The organism is Pseudomaricurvus sp. ABR4_320 (genome assembly GCF_056159445.1).
Window position 1 is genome coordinate 156,155 of the sequence record NZ_JBSWVF010000006.1, and the last position, 18,151, is coordinate 174,305.

14 protein-coding genes and 1 pseudogene are annotated in these 18,151 nt (G+C 46.7%); 8 read left to right on the forward strand and 7 right to left on the reverse strand.

Going from position 1 to position 18,151, the window contains the following annotated elements:
• The first annotated feature begins 40 nt into the window (after window positions 1-40).
• Together trkA and ACXAFR_RS14110 are read left to right on the forward strand one after the other, a co-directional pair.
• Window positions 41-1,426, forward strand: a complete 1,386-nt coding sequence (gene trkA, locus ACXAFR_RS14105) for a Trk system potassium transporter TrkA (protein ID WP_475177956.1) — start codon at window positions 41-43, stop codon at window positions 1,424-1,426.
• A 2-nt stretch (window positions 1,427-1,428) separates the two neighbouring features.
• Window positions 1,429-2,877: a TrkH family potassium uptake protein gene (locus tag ACXAFR_RS14110; protein ID WP_475177958.1), complete on the forward strand. Its 1,449-nt coding sequence runs from the start codon at window positions 1,429-1,431 to the stop codon at window positions 2,875-2,877.
• Between the two features lie 3 nt (window positions 2,878-2,880).
• Here the strand turns inward: ACXAFR_RS14110 and ACXAFR_RS14115 are convergent, their stop codons facing one another.
• Window positions 2,881-3,789 carry a lysophospholipid acyltransferase family protein gene (locus ACXAFR_RS14115; RefSeq protein ID WP_475177960.1) on the reverse strand — a complete coding sequence of 303 codons (909 nt, stop codon included), beginning with the start codon at window positions 3,787-3,789 and terminating at the stop codon, window positions 2,881-2,883.
• A gap of 213 nt (window positions 3,790-4,002) precedes the next feature.
• Between ACXAFR_RS14115 and glyQ the strand changes: the two genes are divergently transcribed.
• Window positions 4,003-4,956 (forward strand): glycine--tRNA ligase subunit alpha, encoded by a 954-nt coding sequence (gene glyQ / locus ACXAFR_RS14120; protein ID WP_475177961.1) that lies wholly within the window; start codon window positions 4,003-4,005, stop codon window positions 4,954-4,956.
• Window position 4,957: 1 nt separating this feature from the next.
• A complete protein-coding gene (gene glyS / locus ACXAFR_RS14125; protein ID WP_475177964.1) occupies window positions 4,958-7,036 on the forward strand; it encodes a glycine--tRNA ligase subunit beta in 2,079 nt (692 codons plus the stop codon).
• Window positions 7,037-7,082: 46 nt separating this feature from the next.
• Here glyS and ACXAFR_RS14130 read toward each other — a convergent pair whose 3' ends face one another.
• The 6 genes and pseudogenes from ACXAFR_RS14130 to dnaA all read right to left on the reverse strand — a co-directional run bounded on the left by ACXAFR_RS14130 (window position 7,083) and on the right by dnaA (window position 15,096).
• Window positions 7,083-7,571, reverse strand: coding sequence for a methyl-accepting chemotaxis protein (locus tag ACXAFR_RS14130; protein WP_475178383.1), 489 nt, complete (start codon window positions 7,569-7,571; stop codon window positions 7,083-7,085).
• 42 nt (window positions 7,572-7,613) lie between these two features.
• Window positions 7,614-8,387 (reverse strand): annotated as a pseudogene (locus ACXAFR_RS14135) (PAS domain-containing protein); the annotation flags it as partial.
• A gap of 319 nt (window positions 8,388-8,706) precedes the next feature.
• Complete coding sequence (gene gyrB, locus ACXAFR_RS14140; protein ID WP_475177967.1) at window positions 8,707-11,130, reverse strand: DNA topoisomerase (ATP-hydrolyzing) subunit B; 2,424 nt, start codon at window positions 11,128-11,130, stop codon at window positions 8,707-8,709.
• 34 nt (window positions 11,131-11,164) lie between these two features.
• Window positions 11,165-12,352, reverse strand: a complete 1,188-nt coding sequence (recF, locus tag ACXAFR_RS14145) for a DNA replication/repair protein RecF (RefSeq protein ID WP_475177968.1) — start codon at window positions 12,350-12,352, stop codon at window positions 11,165-11,167.
• A 50-nt stretch (window positions 12,353-12,402) separates the two neighbouring features.
• Window positions 12,403-13,524, reverse strand: coding sequence for a DNA polymerase III subunit beta (dnaN, locus tag ACXAFR_RS14150; RefSeq protein WP_475177970.1), 1,122 nt, complete (start codon window positions 13,522-13,524; stop codon window positions 12,403-12,405).
• Between the two features lie 69 nt (window positions 13,525-13,593).
• Window positions 13,594-15,096 carry a chromosomal replication initiator protein DnaA gene (dnaA, locus tag ACXAFR_RS14155; RefSeq protein WP_475177972.1) on the reverse strand — a complete coding sequence of 501 codons (1,503 nt, stop codon included), beginning with the start codon at window positions 15,094-15,096 and terminating at the stop codon, window positions 13,594-13,596.
• A 462-nt stretch (window positions 15,097-15,558) separates the two neighbouring features.
• Here dnaA and rpmH point away from each other — a divergent pair, with 462 nt between their 5' ends.
• The 4 genes from rpmH to yidC are packed head-to-tail and all read left to right on the forward strand — an operon-like array spanning window position 15,559 to window position 18,133.
• Window positions 15,559-15,693: a 50S ribosomal protein L34 gene (rpmH, locus tag ACXAFR_RS14160; RefSeq protein ID WP_475177974.1), complete on the forward strand. Its 135-nt coding sequence runs from the start codon at window positions 15,559-15,561 to the stop codon at window positions 15,691-15,693.
• A gap of 59 nt (window positions 15,694-15,752) precedes the next feature.
• Window positions 15,753-16,160: a ribonuclease P protein component gene (rnpA, locus tag ACXAFR_RS14165; protein ID WP_475177976.1), complete on the forward strand. Its 408-nt coding sequence runs from the start codon at window positions 15,753-15,755 to the stop codon at window positions 16,158-16,160.
• A gap of 20 nt (window positions 16,161-16,180) precedes the next feature.
• The gene (gene yidD / locus ACXAFR_RS14170; protein WP_475177978.1) at window positions 16,181-16,453 is read left to right on the forward strand and encodes a membrane protein insertion efficiency factor YidD; all 273 of its coding nucleotides are present in this window, start codon (window positions 16,181-16,183) and stop codon (window positions 16,451-16,453) included.
• Window positions 16,454-18,133 carry a membrane protein insertase YidC gene (gene yidC, locus ACXAFR_RS14175; protein ID WP_475177979.1) on the forward strand — a complete coding sequence of 560 codons (1,680 nt, stop codon included), beginning with the start codon at window positions 16,454-16,456 and terminating at the stop codon, window positions 18,131-18,133. It abuts the gene before it with no gap.
• Window positions 18,134-18,151 lie beyond the last annotated feature (18 nt).

An 18,151-nucleotide genomic window follows, 5' to 3' on the forward strand; every position in this document is an offset into this window, starting at 1 on the left:
GTGGTCGTTGCCACCCAACCGGAAACGTTCTGACTGAGTAATGAAAATTATTATTTTGGGCGCTGGCCAGGTCGGTGGATCACTGGCGCAAAACCTCGCAAACGAAGCAAATGACATCACCATCATTGATAAAGACGAAAGCCGTCTTCGAGAGCTGGTTGATCGTATCGATATCGGCATCGTCAATGGCGAAGCCGCACATCCTGCCATTTTGCTCCAAGCTGGTATCGAAGATGCCGACTTATTGATTGCGGTAACCAGCGATGACGAACTCAATATGGTCGCCTGTCAGGTTGCACACAGTCTTTATAAGACGCCTACCAAGATTGCCCGAATTCGTTCAAATGCCTACCTCGCCAAACCCGAGCTCTTCCGACCTGATGCGATTCCCATCGATGTTATCATCAGCCCTGAGCGTTTGGTGTCTGACTATATCTTCAGGCTTATCGAACACCCGGGCGCACTTCAGGTACTCGAATTTGCTGATGGCCAGGTACAACTCGTGGCAGTAAAAGCCTACTACGGAGGTCCACTTGTCGGTCAAGAGCTCAGTTATTTGCGTGAACACATGCCAAGTGTCGATACACGAGTAGCCGCAATTTACCGACGCGATCGAGCCATCACCCCTGAGGGTTCAACCATCATTGAAGCCGACGATGAGGTTTTCTTTATCGCCGCTCGCACTGATATCCGTGCGGTGATGAGCGAGCTGCGACGAATCGAAACACAGTACAAACATATTTTCATCGCAGGGGGCGGCAATATTGGTTATCGTCTTGCCCGCAGTCTCGAAACCGATTATCGCGTCAAAATTATTGAGCTGACCAAAGAGCGCTGTAAGTTCCTCTCCGAAAATTTGCGTCAAGCGATTGTTCTGCAGGGAAGCGGCTCAGATAAAGAACTGCTAATGGAAGAAAACATCGAGGATACCGATGTGTTTCTGGCGCTGACCAATGATGATGAAGCTAATATCATGTCATCAATGCTGGCGAAGCGATTAGGCGCTCGCAAAGTTATGACGCTGATTAACAATCCTGCGTACGTGGATCTGGTTCAAGGCGGAGAAATCGATATTGCCATTTCTCCTCAACAAACGACTATTGGCAGCATGCTGACCTATGTAAGGAGAGGCGATATTGTCAATGTGCATTCTCTGCGTAGAGGCGCTGCGGAAGCTATTGAGGTTATTGCCCACGGCGATGCAAAAACCTCCAAAGTGGTTGGTAAAGCCATTGAAGATATTGATCTGCCTGCAGGCGCAACCATCGGTGCAATTGTCCGAGAAAGTGATAAAGGCAACGAGGTAGTTATTGCGCACGATAATATTGTCGTCGAATCCGAAGACCATGTAATCGTCTTCCTTGTCGATAAAAAGCATACGAAAGATATTGAAAAACTCTTTCAGGTCGGATTTGCCTTCTTTTAATTATGCATCTATCGGTTATCGCCAGAATTCTCGGGGTCTTGCTGATGCTATTCAGCCTTACCCTCTTCCCGCCGATTCTTGTTTCCATTTGGTTCGAAGACAAAAATCAATTTGCCTTTTGGCTTGCCTTTGCAATTACTTTTATTACCGGGCTTATTATTTGGTTCCCTGTTCACCGAAAAGCACAGGATTTGAGAACTCGAGACGGCTTTTTAATTACAGCCCTCTTCTGGTCTGTCTTGGGCGTCTTTGGTTCTCTGCCACTGATATTTTCCAATGATCTGGATTTAAGCGTAACCGATGCAGTTTTTGAATCGCTATCAGGATTAACGACAACCGGAGCAACTGTAATCACCGGACTGGATGAGCTTTCACCGTCCATTCTCTACTACCGACAACAATTAAATTGGCTTGGAGGCATCGGTATTGTTGTGATTGCAGTAGCCATTCTGCCGATGCTCGGCATTGGTGGTATGCAGCTGTATCGAGCAGAAACACCCGGGCCGGTAAAAGACAGCAAGCTAACTCCCCGCATAACAGAAACAGCAAAGGCGCTTTTTTTAATTTATCTCAGCCTCACCTGCGCCTGCGGTATTGCTTATTGGGTTGCAGGCATGTCCTTGTTCGATGCGATATGCCATGCCTTCAGTACCGTTGCTATTGGTGGTTTTTCCACGCACGACGCCAGTATCGGTTATTTTCAGAATGAAGCGATCATGGCCATTGCTGTCTTCTTCATGATTATATCCGGCGTGAATTTCGCGTTGCATTTCTACAGTTGGCAATCCAAGCAATTTACCCACTATTTGAAAGATCCGGAATTTCAATTTTACATCGCAGCAATATTGCTCGGCTGTGTCCTGACGGTTGGTCTACTCTACTACTACTCCATCTTTGATTTCCGAGACAGTTTATTTCATGGAGTTTTTCAACTGGTATCTATCCTCACCACAACGGGATATTCGACCACAAATTTCAGCGTCTGGCCCAGTATTCTGCCTTTTATGTTGCTGTATTTTGCGTTTATGGGCGGATGTGCTACATCAACCGCAGGTGGTTTGAAAGTCATTCGAGTTTTGTTAATTTTTAAGCAGGGATTGCGGGAGATTCACCGGCTGATTCATCCCAATGGTATTTTTCCCATTAAGCTCGGCGAAACCAGTGTGTCCGATCGAATTGTAGATGCGGTATGGGGATTTTTGTCGGTCTACGTGTTTGCCTATATGGTGATGTTTTTACTTTTGGTTGGTACAGGCTTGGATGTGATTACCGCATTTTTCGCCGTCGGCGCCTGTATCAATAATCTGGGCCCTGGACTGGGCGAGGTTGCCGCACATTATGGCAACATCAGTGATGCTGCCAAATGGATACTCTGTTTCGCAATGCTGTTGGGTCGTCTCGAGGTATTCACCTTGCTTGTTCTATTCAGCCCGATGTTCTGGCGGAATTGATACTCACCGGCGTTTTTTATACATCTTGCGCTGATCAGGCTGTTTACGGAAACGTTTGTACTCCCATTGATATTGTTCCGGGCACAGGTCTATGCAGTTTTCAACACTGCGATTTAACCCTGCCAAAGCCTCAGATTCTTCTTCGGAATAAATGCCCGGATCTGGGTCCATCACGTGGATACGGAAACCTTTATCGACCCGCTCCGCCACGGCCGTCAAAACCCGGCACTTAGCACGACTTCTCAAACTGTGAACCAATGTCATCGTAAGTGCTGGATGACCAAAAAAGGGAGCAAATGCCCCGCCAGCATTTTTGTCAGGCACTTGATCCGGCAGAATACCGGTAAAGCCGCCACTCTTTAATGTTTTTAATAGTTCTGTCACACCACGGCGATTTGTAGGTACGAGCTTGGCGCCGGATTTTTCCCGACTACCTCGAATAATGGCTTCAAACGCTGCCATATCAGGAGGTTGATATAGGCTTACGATAGGACCTAACTTAGCGAGATAGAGTCCTAGCACTTCCCAGTTGCCAATGTGAGGTGCCAATACCAGAAGTCCTTCTCCGCTCTCGAGTGCGGCGGTAATTTTGGCCTCCCCTTTAACCTCAAGAATCCGATCTGCCGTCCATTGATAATCTCGCAACCAAATTGACCCTGTCTCGCACAGCAACTTGCCGGTTTCCCGCAAGCTCTTCACCGCGAGTCGCTGCCGCTCTGATGCCGACATTTCTGGATAGCAAAGCTCAAGATTTTCCAGGGTTACCCAATACATTTGAGTATGTAACAGGGCATTAAGCCGACCGATTGCTGCACCGATGCAACGAGCTACCCCCAAAGGCAAGTGCGCACTGGCTCGCAGTAACCCAACGGCGAGCTTTTCTTTAATCGACTCGATTTGATGAACAGTCATCGGATATCCGGCAGCATTGTAGAAGTAGCAGAGCTTATAGAAAGGCTATGTTGCCCTCAACACTTGTCAAAAACGTCACCGACTTATCCGGTAATCAGCCGGCAAACATGGAGATGAATGCCTGCGAACGCTATAATCACGCCCCTGAAATTTACGGGTTAAAGGGATTCTGCTTGCAGAACCTTAGACCACAACCAAGAGGATTTCGAGGCTGTGTCCGAAACCAATACGCCAGATGTTTCTACGTTCCAAGGCTTGATACTCGCACTGCAAAACTACTGGGCTCGTCAAGGTTGCGTCGTACTGCAGCCACTGGATTTGGAAGTTGGTGCGGGAACCTTTCACCCTGCTACATTCCTTCGGGCCATTGGGCCTGAAACTTGGAATGCGGCTTACGTGCAGCCCAGTCGCCGCCCTACTGATGGTCGCTATGGTGAAAATCCAAATCGGCTTCAGCATTACTATCAATTTCAGGTCGTACTCAAGCCATCTCCGGACAATTTTCAAGAACTCTATCTTGGTTCATTAAAAGAACTCGGTATCGACAGCTTGGTTCATGATATTCGCTTTGTTGAAGATAACTGGGAATCCCCAACCTTGGGAGCTTGGGGCCTGGGCTGGGAGATCTGGCTCAATGGCATGGAAGTCACTCAGTTCACCTATTTTCAACAAGTGGGCGGATTGGAGTGTTTCCCGGTAACCGGCGAGATAACCTATGGCCTTGAGCGCATTGCCATGTACCTCCAAGGGGTCGATTCGATCTACGACCTTATCTGGACATATAATCCCGACGGCAAGCCGGTCACATATGGTGATGTTTTTCACCAAAATGAGGTGGAAATGTCCACCTTTAATTTCGAATACGCCAACGTTGATTTTTATCTGCAGACCTTCGATACCTGCGAAAAAGAATGTCAGCGTTTGGTTGAAAACAACCTGCCGCTACCTGCTTATGAATTGGTCATGAAGGCCTCTCATGCATTTAACCTCCTAGATGCCCGCAACGCGATTTCTGTTACCGAACGTCAACGATACATACTCAGAGTCAGAACATTGGCCAGAAGTGTCGCTGAATGTTATTTCGCGGCGCGCCGGTCACTCGGATTTCCTCTCGCGGAAGATTCGGTAAAAGCCCAGGTACTGGCAGCGTTGGAAGGAGATAAATAACATGGCCCAGGATTTTATCGTCGAATTGGGAACCGAAGAGTTACCACCAACGGCCCTGAAGGATCTGATGAATGCCTTCACCAACGGCATTATTGAAGGGCTACATAAAAACAAATTGGCATACGCCTCCGCCAAAGGCTTTGCCTCGCCGCGGCGCCTAGCCGTCATTATTTCCGCGCTGGAAGAAAAGACCCCTCTGGACGAGGCATTAATATGGGGGCCGCCTCTCAAAGTTGCTTTTGATAAAGACGGCAACCCAACCCGCGCAGCAGAAGCTTTTGCCGCAAAGAATGGCGTCCAACTGGCCGATTTAGCACACGAAAATGACGGCAAGGTGGACAAGCTTTTGTTCCGCACTCAGGTGGGTGGCGACCAGGCTACGGGAATACTTCCCCAGATCATCAGTGATTCGTTAGATCAACTTCCTATTCCCAAGCGCATGCGTTGGGGTGCCAACCGCACTCAGTTTGTAAGACCGGTACATTGGCTGGTGATGATGTATGGCGGAGACGTTGTGAACGCAGAAATTCTTGGTTTACAGTCCTCGAATACCACCCTTGGACATCGTTTTCATTTCAACCAAAAACTCGTAATCGATAACGCACAAAAATACCTGAGTCTCCTAAAGGACCAAGGTAAAGTGATTGCCGATTATGACGAACGCAAACAGATGATTCGCGAACAGGTCGAAACACAGGCTAAGAACATTAACGGTGTCGCACAGATTGATGAGGATCTTCTTGAAGAAGTGACTTCTTTGGTCGAATGGCCCGTTGCCATCACAGGGAATTTCGATAAAACGTTTTTGGAAGTTCCTCAGGAAGCTTTGATATCTTCCATGCAGGAGCACCAAAAATATTTTCCTGTATTCGATGAGAACGGCAGTCTGCTTCCCAACTTTATCACCGTCTCGAATATCGATAGTAAGAATATTCAACAGGTCATTGACGGAAATGAAAGAGTGATTCGCCCGCGCCTGAGCGATGCCGCATTCTTTTTTGAAACCGATAAAAAGACCAGCCTTTACGATTTCCGTGAACGTCTGAAAACCGTCGTATTTCAGGCAAAGCTTGGATCCGTTTACGATAAAACCGAACGGGTGAGTCAACTGGCCAGTAAATTGTCAAACGAGCTTGATTGTGACCAACGAGTTGCAACGGAGGCGGCCAAACTTTGCAAAGCTGATCTGGTCTCTTCTATGGTTGGTGAGTTTGATAAAATGCAAGGCATCGCTGGCGCCTATTACGCACGAAATCAGGGACTCAGCGACGAGATCGCCACGGGTATTCAAGAACACTATCTGCCTAAGTATGCGGGTGATGACCTACCGGAATCCATGCCCGGCTGTATTGTCGCTATTTGTGATCGGATAGATACCATTACTGGTATTCTGGGGTTGGGACAAAAGCCAACCGGCTCTAAAGATCCCTTTGCGCTACGTCGTGCCAGCGTCAGTGTGTTGCGCCTAATCATCGAAAAAGACCTCAACATCGATCTCCAGGGCCTTCTGGAAGCTTCAGCAAATCTACACGGAGAAACGATAGACAGAGAGCTAGCCGTGACCGATGGCATCAGCTACATACTTGATCGTCTTCGCAACTGGTATGACGAGAAAGGTATTAGTTTTGGCGTCTACGAATCAGTATTGTCTTTAAAGTTAACTCGTCCCTCAGATGTCGATCGTCGCATTCAGGCAGTTAATCAGTTTGTACAACGACCTGAAGCCGCTGCACTTGCCGCAGCCAATAAGCGTGTCTCTAATATTCTGGCAAAGCAGGACAGTTCAGCCTTCTCAGGCGAATTCGATACAAGCTTGTTTAGCGAAGACGAAGAACGGGCGTTGTCCGATGCATTAATGGAAGTACGTGGGAGTTTTTCAGGCCTACTTGCCAAAGGCGACTACATAAGTGCCCTCAATTTGCTGGCAGGTTTGAGAGACCCTGTTGATCAGTTCTTTGATAAAGTCATGGTCATGGTTGACGATACCACTGTCAGAAATAACAGGCTGCGCTTATTGAGTAGCTTACGTGCAATGTTCCTTGATATTGCTGATATCTCGTATCTCGCCAGCGCAAATTAAGGGACGATGGAGGCCCCTTTCGGGCCTCGCTTTCCATCCATTAAACTTAGCCAAAAGAGAGTTTTTCGACAGCTTCGATAACTTGTCTGGATCCGGATTCAATATCAACGATTGAGTGCTTGGTCTCTTCGATATGGGCACTGACTTTTTCCATGATCGCCAAACCATCTCGAATCGTAATCACCGCATCTTTCGTGGAATTATCGTTTTCCGAAAAGACCTTCATAATTTCTTTAGTCGACTGCGTCGTTCGCGACGCCAGCTCTCGAACCTCATCGGCGACCACGGCAAACCCTCTACCCTGTTCACCCGCTCGAGCTGCTTCAATAGCGGCGTTTAAAGCAAGTAAGTTAGTCTGATCTGCAATGGCACTGATTGCGCTTACCATTTGACTGAGGGCCCCTGACTGAGCCTCTAACGCACCGATTTTATCCGAGGCCATTTGCATTTGATTACTCAGATCACCCAGCGAACTCACGGTTTCCATCATCAACTGCTTGCCTTTCTGGGAGTACTGCCCAGTTTCTTTAGACATCTCTGAAGCAAGGTGAGCAGCCTCAGCAACGCGTTTTTCTTGTTCAACCTGGCGAGTAATATTGGTAGCAAATTTCACGATCTTGTATAAACGACCCTGCTTATCGAAAACCGGATTATAAGACGCCTCCAGCCATAGTGATTGGCCATGCTTGTCATATCGTTGATAGCGATCAGAAAAGAACTCCCCCCGATTTAAACGCTCCCAAAACTGCTTATAACCCGCACTGTTTGCCTCCTCCTGAGAGCAAAAAATACGGTGATGCTGTCCTTCGATCTCACTTAATGAGTACCCAACCGTCTGTAAAAAGAGGCTGTTGGCAGTTACAATATTACCTGATGGCCAGAATTCAATTACCGCCATAGAGCGATTCAAAGCCCCGAGAATATCCTCGTTTTCACGCGAGTTTGAAATGGTGCGTGTTAAGTTGTTACCGAACACGTCAATACGCTTACATCCACTCGTTTCAGAAACCACCGGTTGAACAATAACTCTTACCCAAGCGATGTCTTTGCCCATCGCCATTTCTACCGCGCCGCTCCAATGTCGCTGGCTTTGAATTGCCGAAGACATCTCGCGAAAATGATTCGTAGATTTATTGGCATCGGGCACTAGCTCAGTGAAATGCCCGCCTGTCATTCGTCCTGCGCTGATGTTCAATTCCTGCCCCACCAAGTTGTTGGCGGAACGAATAACCCCGGAGCCATCCAGTTCCCAGTGCATCATTTCTGACTTTAAGCTCTTATAAATCTGGTTAACTTCGTCGAGTTGTTCGAGCGCTGCCTTATAGTCAGACTTCAATTTTTTGTTGAACATGTATGCCTCAATTTAATTATTCACTGAGGGGTAGCAGGAATCGATGACGTATCATCGCGTGTTTTAAACGACTAGAGTGTTGTATTCACATCGTTTAATACTAGTTCAAACTGGGCGATTTCGCGCTCTGGAATTGACGAGCGGATGCTATAGAAGATTGATAATTTGATGCAAAATGGAAGGATCAATAGAAAGCACTTGGCGTAATGCCATGCTGTTTTTTATACACATAAAAAACTCTGTGAAGTCACCCTCACAGAGTTTTTGCCTCATCATCTAACTAGAGAGTCCTATTACTCCAGCTAGCTTTGAGCATAGGTTAAATGTCGAGATTCGCTACGGCCAAAGCATTTGTTTCAATAAAGTCTCGACGAGGCTCTACTTGATCGCCCATGAGCGTGGTAAAAATAAGATCCGCCGCGATCGCGTCTTCAACGGTTACTTGAAGCATGCGTCGGGTTTCAGGATCCATAGTGGTTTCCCACAATTGCTCTGGATTCATTTCACCCAAGCCTTTGTAGCGCTGAATGTTGTAACCCTTCTTCGACTCAGACAAAAGCCATTCGAGAGCTGCTTTGAAACTGGTCGTTTCAAAGGTTTTCTCTCCACGCTGAACATAACCGCTCTCTTCGATCAAATTTTCTAATTTTTGACCGAGTGCGACGAGGGTCCGATAGTCTGTTGAGATAAAGAAATCTCGGTTGAGAATGTAATTATTCGGCACGCCATGTAGAGTAACTTTGACAACAGGTAAGAAGAGATTTCTTTCTGAGTCTTCGTGAATTTCAACTTCATATCTGTGTGTACCGACCGCATTTAGGGTTAATCGGGCCAGCAGCTTTTCACTCCATTGCGACACACGCTCCCGATTATCGAGATCTCCCTCTTCCAGCTTCGGAAGGTAAATCATATGCTCCAACATATCGGCAGGATAAATTCGTGATAATTTATCAATACGATTCATCACTGTCCGGTACTCGGTTACCAAGGTTTCCAAAGCTTCTCCGATAATTGGAGGCGCCTCTTGGTTCACGTGAAGTGCAGCGCCTTGCAAAGCCACCTGAGTCAGGTAATTTGTAAGAGCTTCGTCATCTTTTAAATATTGCTCCTGCTTTCCCTTACTGATTTTATAAAGAGGTGGCTGAGCGATATAAATGTGCCCACGCTCGACAAGCTCTCGCATTTGACGAAAGAAAAAGGTCAGCAACAACGTTCGAATATGAGAACCATCAACGTCCGCATCCGTCATAATGATAATGCTGTGGTAGCGAAGTTTATCCGGATTAAAATCTTGATTGCCAATGCCACACCCTAAAGCAGTAATCAACGTTCCGACTTCTGCACTGGACAGCATCTTATCAAACCGAGCTTTCTCGACGTTTAAGATCTTGCCCTTCAGAGGAAGAATTGCCTGTGTTTTTCTGGCGCGGCCCTGCTTGGCTGACCCCCCTGCAGAATCACCCTCCACGAGGTATATCTCTGATAGCGCAGGGTCCTTTTCCTGGCAGTCAGCAAGCTTTCCAGGCAATCCAGCGATGTCTAGGGCGCCTTTCCTTCGCGTCATTTCACGGGCCTTACGAGCGGCCTCACGCGCTTTAGCGGCTTCAAGCATTTTGCCCACAATCATTTTTGCTTCTTGAGGGTTCTCAAGTAGGTAATCGTTGAAGGCTGCGCTCATTTCTTGTTCAACTGCAGTCTTCACTTCTGAAGAAACCAGCTTGTCTTTTGTTTGCGAAGAGAATTTAGGGTCGGGCACCTTCACGGAAATAATAGCAGTAAGCCCTTCTCTGGCGTCATCTCCGGTAGTCGCAACTTTCTCTTTTTTCCCCAAGCCTTCGCGCTCGATATAACTATTCAGACTACGCGTCAATGCTGCTCGGAAGCCTGCCAAGTGCGTACCGCCATCTCTTTGAGGAATGTTATTTGTATAGCAAAACAGGTTTTCCTGGAATGAATCATTCCATTGCAAGGCAACTTCAACGGCGACTCCATCTTCAGATTCACGTGTTCGAGTGAAGTGCATTACCTTATTAATCGGAGTTTTGTTTTTGTTTAGATGTTCTACAAAGGCTTTTAAACCACCTTCATATTCATAGATCTCTTCCTTACCGCTGCGGTCATCTTTTAATTGAATTTTGATACCAGAATTCAAAAATGACAGTTCTCTCAAACGCTTCGCCAGGTATTCGAAGTGGAATTCAATATTCGAAAAGGTTTCAGCTGAGGGTTTAAAGCGGATTTTTGTGCCTGTTGCTTCTGTTTCCCCAACCACTTTTAAAGGCTCGTCAGGGACACCATGACGGTACACCTGCTCAAACACCTTTCCACCTCGCCGAATCTCCAACTGTAGGTGCTCAGACAGCGCATTCACTACGGAGACACCTACACCGTGCAATCCGCCAGATACTTTGTACGTATTATCGTCAAACTTACCACCCGCATGCAGGACAGTAAGGATTACTTCTGCAGCGGAAACCCCCTCCTCTTCATGAATTTCGGTAGGAATTCCTCTTCCGTTATCCGATACAGAGACTGATTCATCGGTGTGAATGGTGACTTTCACTTCCGTACAGTAACCTGCGAGGGCTTCATCAATAGAATTATCCACGACCTCGAATACCATATGGTGAAGACCTGTACCATCGTCTGTGTCACCAATATACATTCCCGGGCGCTTACGAACCGCGTCCAGCCCTTTCAGGACTTTAATACTGGACGAATCGTAAGTAGGGGTATCGGACATATTTTCCACTCCAGCTAGAAGCTAATAAGTGTAGTTAGGAGAAGCTCCACTCTACAGGGTTAAATTGACCATGTTCCACGTGGAACATTTTGGGAATCCACTTTGATTCCAAACTATTTTCTAATCCTAGGGCTAGATGCCATATCTCTTGTAATCTAGCCGACTCAATCCCAGTGCAAAACACCTGGCATTTGGTTTCCATTGACCATCGAGCAACCATCTGCGCTAAATTATCATCGAGCTCAGCCAACAGGTCATCGATTAACAACACACAGCGCTTACTCGTCATTTCTGTCAAAACTTTGATTTTTGACAAGAGAAGCACACAGACAAAGAGCTTTTGCTGCCCTCGCGATAGAGAATCTACGACAGGTACACCTTGGTATTTAATTCTGAATTCTGATCTATGGGGACCTTTTCCGGTAAAGCCTTTTGCTCGATCCTGCTCGTAGCCTTCCCTAAACAACTCGAGATAAACTCTTTGTTGTTCCGACTGTGAAAGCTCCCGAAGTTGTTTCACGGCATCAGCAGTTAAAGCTCTACCAAATCCAGTTTCAAATTCCAATGTGATGTCAGATACGGTGTCTTGTACGCCAGCCAAGGCTGAGAAGGCATCTCGGAGCTCTAAAAAACGCCTTAGGCGCTTTTCTGTGATACCTAATCCAGCCAGAGCCAGCGTCTTGTCCCATGGTTCCAGTTGCCTATAGGATATTTTATCACTTTTAAGCAAAGAGTTACGCTGTCTTAACGCGCCCTCATAGGCAACCCACTCTTTGTGAAACTCATGTTCCACGTGGAACACTAACCAGTCTAAGAACTGTCTCCGAACCGCTGGAGCACCACTAACCAAGTCGAACAATGATTCATTTAACAAACGAATGGGTAAATCTATCGCCAATTCAGCGGAAGACAAACATTTTTTCCCCGCCTTTTTTATTATAGTTGAACCATCTTTTGCTTTCTGAATACCGACAGGTATCACGGAGCCAGACTGCGAAACAGTTTTTGAAAATAAACTGAAAGCATCCGACTGAAAATTTATGATTGACTTGTTTTTTCGAGTACGAAAAGAACGACCAGTAGCGATATGATTTACAGCTTCAAGAAGGCTGGTTTTACCACTACCGTTAGCACCGAAAATTAGATTTAACTGAGGGCTGAACTCGAAGTTCTGATGGGAGATGTTACGAAAGCTTGAAATAGATAGGGTTTTAAGATGCATAAAATCAGAGGTGAGGCCTACAGAAAAAAACTTCCTGCAGGCCTAAAAAGTTACAGCCTCATTGGCATAACAACATAAAGAGAATCACTGTCTTCATCGGGTTCCTGTAGAAGAGCACTACTGTTTGAATCGGAAAGTGAGATCTGAACATTTTCTGAGGAGAGAACATTCGCAACATCTTGTAGATAACTAACATTGAAGCCAATTTCTATCTCTGAACCACTATAGTCGACGACCACTTCTTCTTCTGCTTGCTCCTGCTCCGGGTTATTCGCAACGATTTTTAGAAGCCCTTTACTCACCAGCAAACGTACACCACGATACTTCTCATTGGATAAAATGGATGCTCGAGCCAACGCTTGCTTCAACAGATCACGGTTCGCAAATACCAGCTTATTCCCTCCAACGGGAAGCACGCGTTCATAATCGGGGAATTTTCCATCCACTAATTTTGATGTGAAAATGTATTCGTTGCTGTTCACTCGAATGTGATGAGAACCAAGAGAAACTTCTGCATCGCCCTCTTCCGCCAGCAAACGAGACAACTCTAAAACGCCCTTACGAGGCAGTATTGCTTGCTTTTTGATATCCTCTGAGACGTCAATATCGTTCGTGCACATCGCTAGACGGTGGCCATCCGTTGCAACAACTCTTAATCCACCTTGGTTAATTTCCCACAACATGCCGTTGAGGTAATAGCGCACATCCTGCTGCGCCATTGCAAAACTGGTTCGCTCGATCAATCGCTTCAGCGTTTTCTGAGGACATACAAATGTAAAATCCTCTTCACTTGGTTGGACTTTAGGGAAATCGTCAGCCGGCAGCGTGGTTAAAGTAAAACGACTACGCCCGCACTGAACCAGAGCCTTCTGATTATCAACAGAAAAATGAATATCGGAATCATCGGGTAACGAACGACAGATATCGAGCAGCTTCCTTGCTGGTACTGTGATACGTCCCATCTTCGCTGAGCCAATATCCAGTCCAGAGTCTTCAACGCCAATCAACGCTCTAATTTCCACCTCTAAATCCGTACCGGTTAAAGAAAGGAAATGACTGTCCAGCTCTATGAGTACGTTTGCCAAAACCGGAAGTGTTTGGCGCCGCTCAACGACACCAGAAACCAATTGCAGAGGTCGAAGTAATGATTCTCTGGATACGGTAAATTTCATGAACAATCTCTATCGCTAAGTAACTATATAAAGAAGATAGACCAACGGTCGACTGACGAATGGTACGGATCAGGTGGTTAGGGAGCGCATAAGATTTTTCCAATCTTCGCGAATATCTGCATCCTCCTCCCTCAATTCTTTGATTTTTCGATGGGCATGCAAAACTGTTGTATGGTCCTTCCCACCAAAGGAATCACCAATTTCTGGCAGACTGTGGTTCGTCAACTCTTTCGCTAACGCCATAGCTACTTGCCTCGGCCTGGCAACCGATCGATTTCGGCGCTTAGAATGCAAATCACTGACTTTGATTTTGTAGTACTCCGCGACCACTCGCTGAATATTATCAATACTGACCTGCTTGTCCTGAAGCGCCAATAAATCTTTAAGCGCCTCTCGAACTAAAGGAACATCAATGGGACGCCCTGTGAAATGCGCGCTGGCGATAACCCGCTTCAGCGCGCCCTCTAACTCACGGACGTTACTCCGAATTCTCTGAGCGATAAAAAATGCGGCATCATTGGGCAGAAACATATTCGACTGCTCTGCCTTCTTCATAAGAATTGCAACGCGGGTTTCCAGCTCAGGCGGCTCAATCGCAACCGTCAGCCCCCAGCCAAAACGAGATTTAAGACGCTCTTCCAGACCGTTGATCTCTTTTGGAAAACGATCACAGGTAACGATGATCTGTTGGCCACCTTCCAAAAGCGCATTAAAGGTGTGAAAAAACTCTTCCTGTGACCTTTCCTTATTTGCAAAAAACTGAATATCATCGATTAAGAGCGCGTCTACAGATCGATAATAGCGTTTAAAATCGGTGATCGCGTTCAGCTGCAGTGCTTTTACCATATCCGCTACAAAACGCTCAGAATGCAAATAGACAACCTTCGCGCTGGGGTTTTGATCTACCAGCTCATTTCCTACAGCGTGCATCAAGTGCGTCTTTCCAAGACCAACACCACCGTATATAAATAGAGGGTTGTAAGCTCCACCGGGATTTTCAGCGACCTGCCGTGCAGCAGCCAATCCAAGTTGGTTTGACTTACCTTCTACAAAACTGGGAAATGTAAAACTCTCATTGAGGTAATTACGGTGCTTTAAACCACCCTCCACCTCTACCGCGGTAACCCTAGGTGCCGGAGCTGCGCGACTGATTGGAGCTTTTTCGATCGACGTAGAAGGATCCAAACTTGGACTGACCAACTCACTGACCGAGGTATCCAAAGCGCCGGATTCTTGTGATACCGATGAAGCTCCCACTGTCGCTGAGGACAACCTATCGGGCCGCTGTTGACTTTCGCGACGATAGTAGCGCGCAGGTGACTGACTGCTTGAAACTGTCACTTCAACAGAAAGGCCTCTCTGCTCGCCAAATTCACCTGCAAGCTCTTGAATTCTTCCCAGGAACTTATCGTTGACCCAATCGAGAACAAAACGATTCGGCGCCAGCAACTTCAAGTTGTTACCAGGGCAGTCTGTATCGACCTTCAACGGCCGAATCCAGGTATTGAATTGTTGAATAGGCAGCTCACTTTTAAGCAAGTCAGCACACTTTTTCCAGACTGCTTCGGACAAAATCTCCCCCTTCCAATTACGATAATCAAAAAATCATCGATGTTGAAATTCAGCAAAAAATAAAACGGAACGTACTTATTCTACCCCCATTATCAGTTTTATCCACAAAAATATTACATTGGGGAAAACTAATATAAAACCAACTTATTATTATATTTCAATAACTTAATGGAAATATACGGCATCAATTAATCGGAAAATTTTTTTCCGGAACATCTTACCCACAACCACCTGTGCATAAGTCTGTGGAAAAATTTTTAATAAACTGGTTGTAACTTGTTGGTTATATAGACGCACAACACCGACTAAAATTTCAACAAATTACATGCAGAAACAATTGTGTTGAAGAGCAAAATTAATTAGAATTCGCGCCTCATTTTTGTACCCGCCACCTTCGAGAGCAATTTGCGCCGGGCGGGCATCGCAAGTTTTCTCATCGACGACACAGGGCAGGATTGAAAAATGAAACGTACTTTTCAGCCGAGCGTACTGAAACGCAAACGTACACACGGATTCAGAAGCCGCATGGCAACCAAAAACGGCCGCAAGATTCTGGCACGACGTCGCGCTAAGGGCCGCAAGAGCCTGGCAGCCTGATTGATTGCGGGATTTGTTTAGTCGCAAGTCCCGCATGCAGCCACTCTCTTCCTCTACCTTTGACAGATTCCGCCCAATCATCGGAAATTCTCACTTCAAGCCCCTTACTCGGGTTTCCCAAGTCTTCGCGCTTACTGAATTCCAGTGATTATGCGTCGGTTTTCAATCGCACCGACGGAAAGGTTTCTCATCAGCGTTTTTTGATATTGGCCAGGCACAATCCTGGAAGTCCTGCTCGCCTGGGCTTAGTCGTGGCAAAAAAAAATATCCGCAATGCGTCACAACGTAATTTTGTAAAACGAATCGTGAGAGAATCCTTCCGGCACTGGCAACAGGAATTGACGGAAATGGATATTGTTTTTCTAGCAAGACGCGGACTGGCAGATTCCGACAGGTCCAAGCTCAGAGAAATGATCGACAGCAGCTGGCCAAAGTTGCTGCGCAAAGTTCGGCGCCCGTCGCTCTAAAATTACTCTGGGAATCCATCGTGAAAATCATCGCTATTTTCCTGATTCGCACTTATCGTTACCTCGCAAGCCCTTGGCTTGGTCAGCAGTGCCGATTTTATCCCAGTTGTTCTAATTACGCTGAAGAGGCGATTTCAACTCACGGTTTCCTAAAAGGCTCCTGGATGGCAGGCCAACGCCTATGTAAATGTCATCCCTGGCACCCTGGTGGAGTCGATCTTGTGGAAGATTACGGGCAAACTAGCGCGTCCAAACCAGACTTCAGATTCAAACTATTTAAAAGACGGAAATAAATGGACTGGCAACGATATATACTGATCGGTGCGATCGCCCTTGTATCGCTCATGTTGATCAATCAGTGGACTGAATTTCAAGACAGAAATGCACCTGTTCAATCTCAGGAAACCACTCTAACCACAGCAATACCGGATGCACCGCCTGCCGTTGCTGATTCATCTCTGAACCAGAGTGATCTGCCGAGCGTCGCATCCAATGACGCCGCAACCAGTACGGCCCCGGATACAACGTCCGAAACTGCCTCTGGTTCATTGATTCAAGTGACCACCGATGTTTTTTCTATTTATATAGATCCACGTGGCGGTGATCTGGTCAAGGTAGCCCTACTGGACTACCTGGCTGAAATAGACGATCCAAATGCTCCGTTGATTCTTCTCAATCGCACTCAATCAACCACCTATGTTGCTCAAAGTGGGTTGATTGGCCAAAACGCCACCGACACCGCTGATGGTAGACCTCTGTTTAGCAGTGCTCAGACCAACTACACCATGTCGGATGACAGCAACGAATTGAATGTCGATCTGACCTTGCAACAAGGCGATGTGAAATTAACCAAGCGCTATACGTTTTACCGCGGTGACCACCTGGTTAAGATGTCCTACCTGGTCAACAACGGCGGCAGTGAACCCTGGAAAGCCAATCTTTTTGGCCAAATCAAACGAGATAGCCACGACCCTGTAAAAGTCGAAGGTTTTGGTATGCGCCCTTATCTTGGCGCAGCGATCACGACACCTGACGAAAATTACAAAAAGGTCGATTTTAAAGACCTCGATGAATCCAATGGATTCAAAACCTCTCTCGAGGGTGGTTGGGTCGCCATGGTTCAGCACTACTTCCTCAGTGCCTGGGTGCCCGATCAAGGCATGGAGAACCATTTCAATCTACGTCGTGGCCAAGAAGGAACCTATCTCTTTGGCTTCACTTCCCCTGCTGTCACCGTAGCTCCAGGCCAGGAAGGCAGTCTTACTGCGTCTTTTTATGCAGGCCCTAAAGACATCAATCGACTGGAAGAAATTTCTCCCTACCTCGATTTGACCGTTGATTACGGCTGGCTCTGGTGGATTGCCAAGCCCCTTTTCCATCTGCTGGATTTTATCCATGGCATTTTAGGCAGCTGGGGTTGGTCCATCATCGCCCTTACCGTCATTATTAAATTGGCATTTTTTCATCTCTCCGCGACCAGCTATCGCTCGATGGCGAAGATGCGCAAATTTGGGCCTGAACTTCAGCGGATGAAAGAGCTATACGGCGATGATCGTCAGCGTATGTCCCAAGAGATGATGAAGCTTTATAGCAAGGAGAAAATCAATCCACTCAGTGGTTGCCTACCCATCATTGTACAGATGCCAGTATTTATTTCTCTATACTGGGTATTAATGGAAAGTGTCGAACTGCGCCATACCCCATTCCTTGGCTGGATCTCGGACCTCTCGGTAAAAGACCCACTTTACATTCTGCCGGTTATTATGGGTGTCACTATGTTTATCCAGCAGAAACTTAATCCTACGCCGCCAGATCCGACTCAAGCTCGCATCATGCAAATGTTGCCGATCGTATTTACGTTTATGTTTATGTGGTTCCCAGCTGGCTTGGTGCTCTACTGGGTCGTCAACAACACACTCTCCATTCTGCAGCAGTACATTATTACTCGGCAGATTGAAGCCAGTAACGCGTAATACCGACAGAACTGGAAG

Coding starts and splice junctions, on each gene's coding strand:
- rpmH (WP_475177974.1), top strand. CDS start 15,559: ATGAAACGTACTTTTCAGCCGAGCGTACTGAAACGCAAACGTACACAC.
- gyrB (WP_475177967.1), bottom strand. CDS start 11,130: ATGTCCGATACCCCTACTTACGATTCGTCCAGTATTAAAGTCCTGAAA.
- dnaN (WP_475177970.1), bottom strand. CDS start 13,524: ATGAAATTTACCGTATCCAGAGAATCATTACTTCGACCTCTGCAATTG.
- recF (WP_475177968.1), bottom strand. CDS start 12,352: ATGCATCTTAAAACCCTATCTATTTCAAGCTTTCGTAACATCTCCCAT.
- yidC (WP_475177979.1), top strand. CDS start 16,454: ATGGACTGGCAACGATATATACTGATCGGTGCGATCGCCCTTGTATCG.
- glyS (WP_475177964.1), top strand. CDS start 4,958: ATGGCCCAGGATTTTATCGTCGAATTGGGAACCGAAGAGTTACCACCA.
- ACXAFR_RS14130 (WP_475178383.1), bottom strand. CDS start 7,571: ATGTCTAAAGAAACTGGGCAGTACTCCCAGAAAGGCAAGCAGTTGATG.
- ACXAFR_RS14115 (WP_475177960.1), bottom strand. CDS start 3,789: ATGACTGTTCATCAAATCGAGTCGATTAAAGAAAAGCTCGCCGTTGGG.
- trkA (WP_475177956.1), top strand. CDS start 41: ATGAAAATTATTATTTTGGGCGCTGGCCAGGTCGGTGGATCACTGGCG.
- ACXAFR_RS14110 (WP_475177958.1), top strand. CDS start 1,429: ATGCATCTATCGGTTATCGCCAGAATTCTCGGGGTCTTGCTGATGCTA.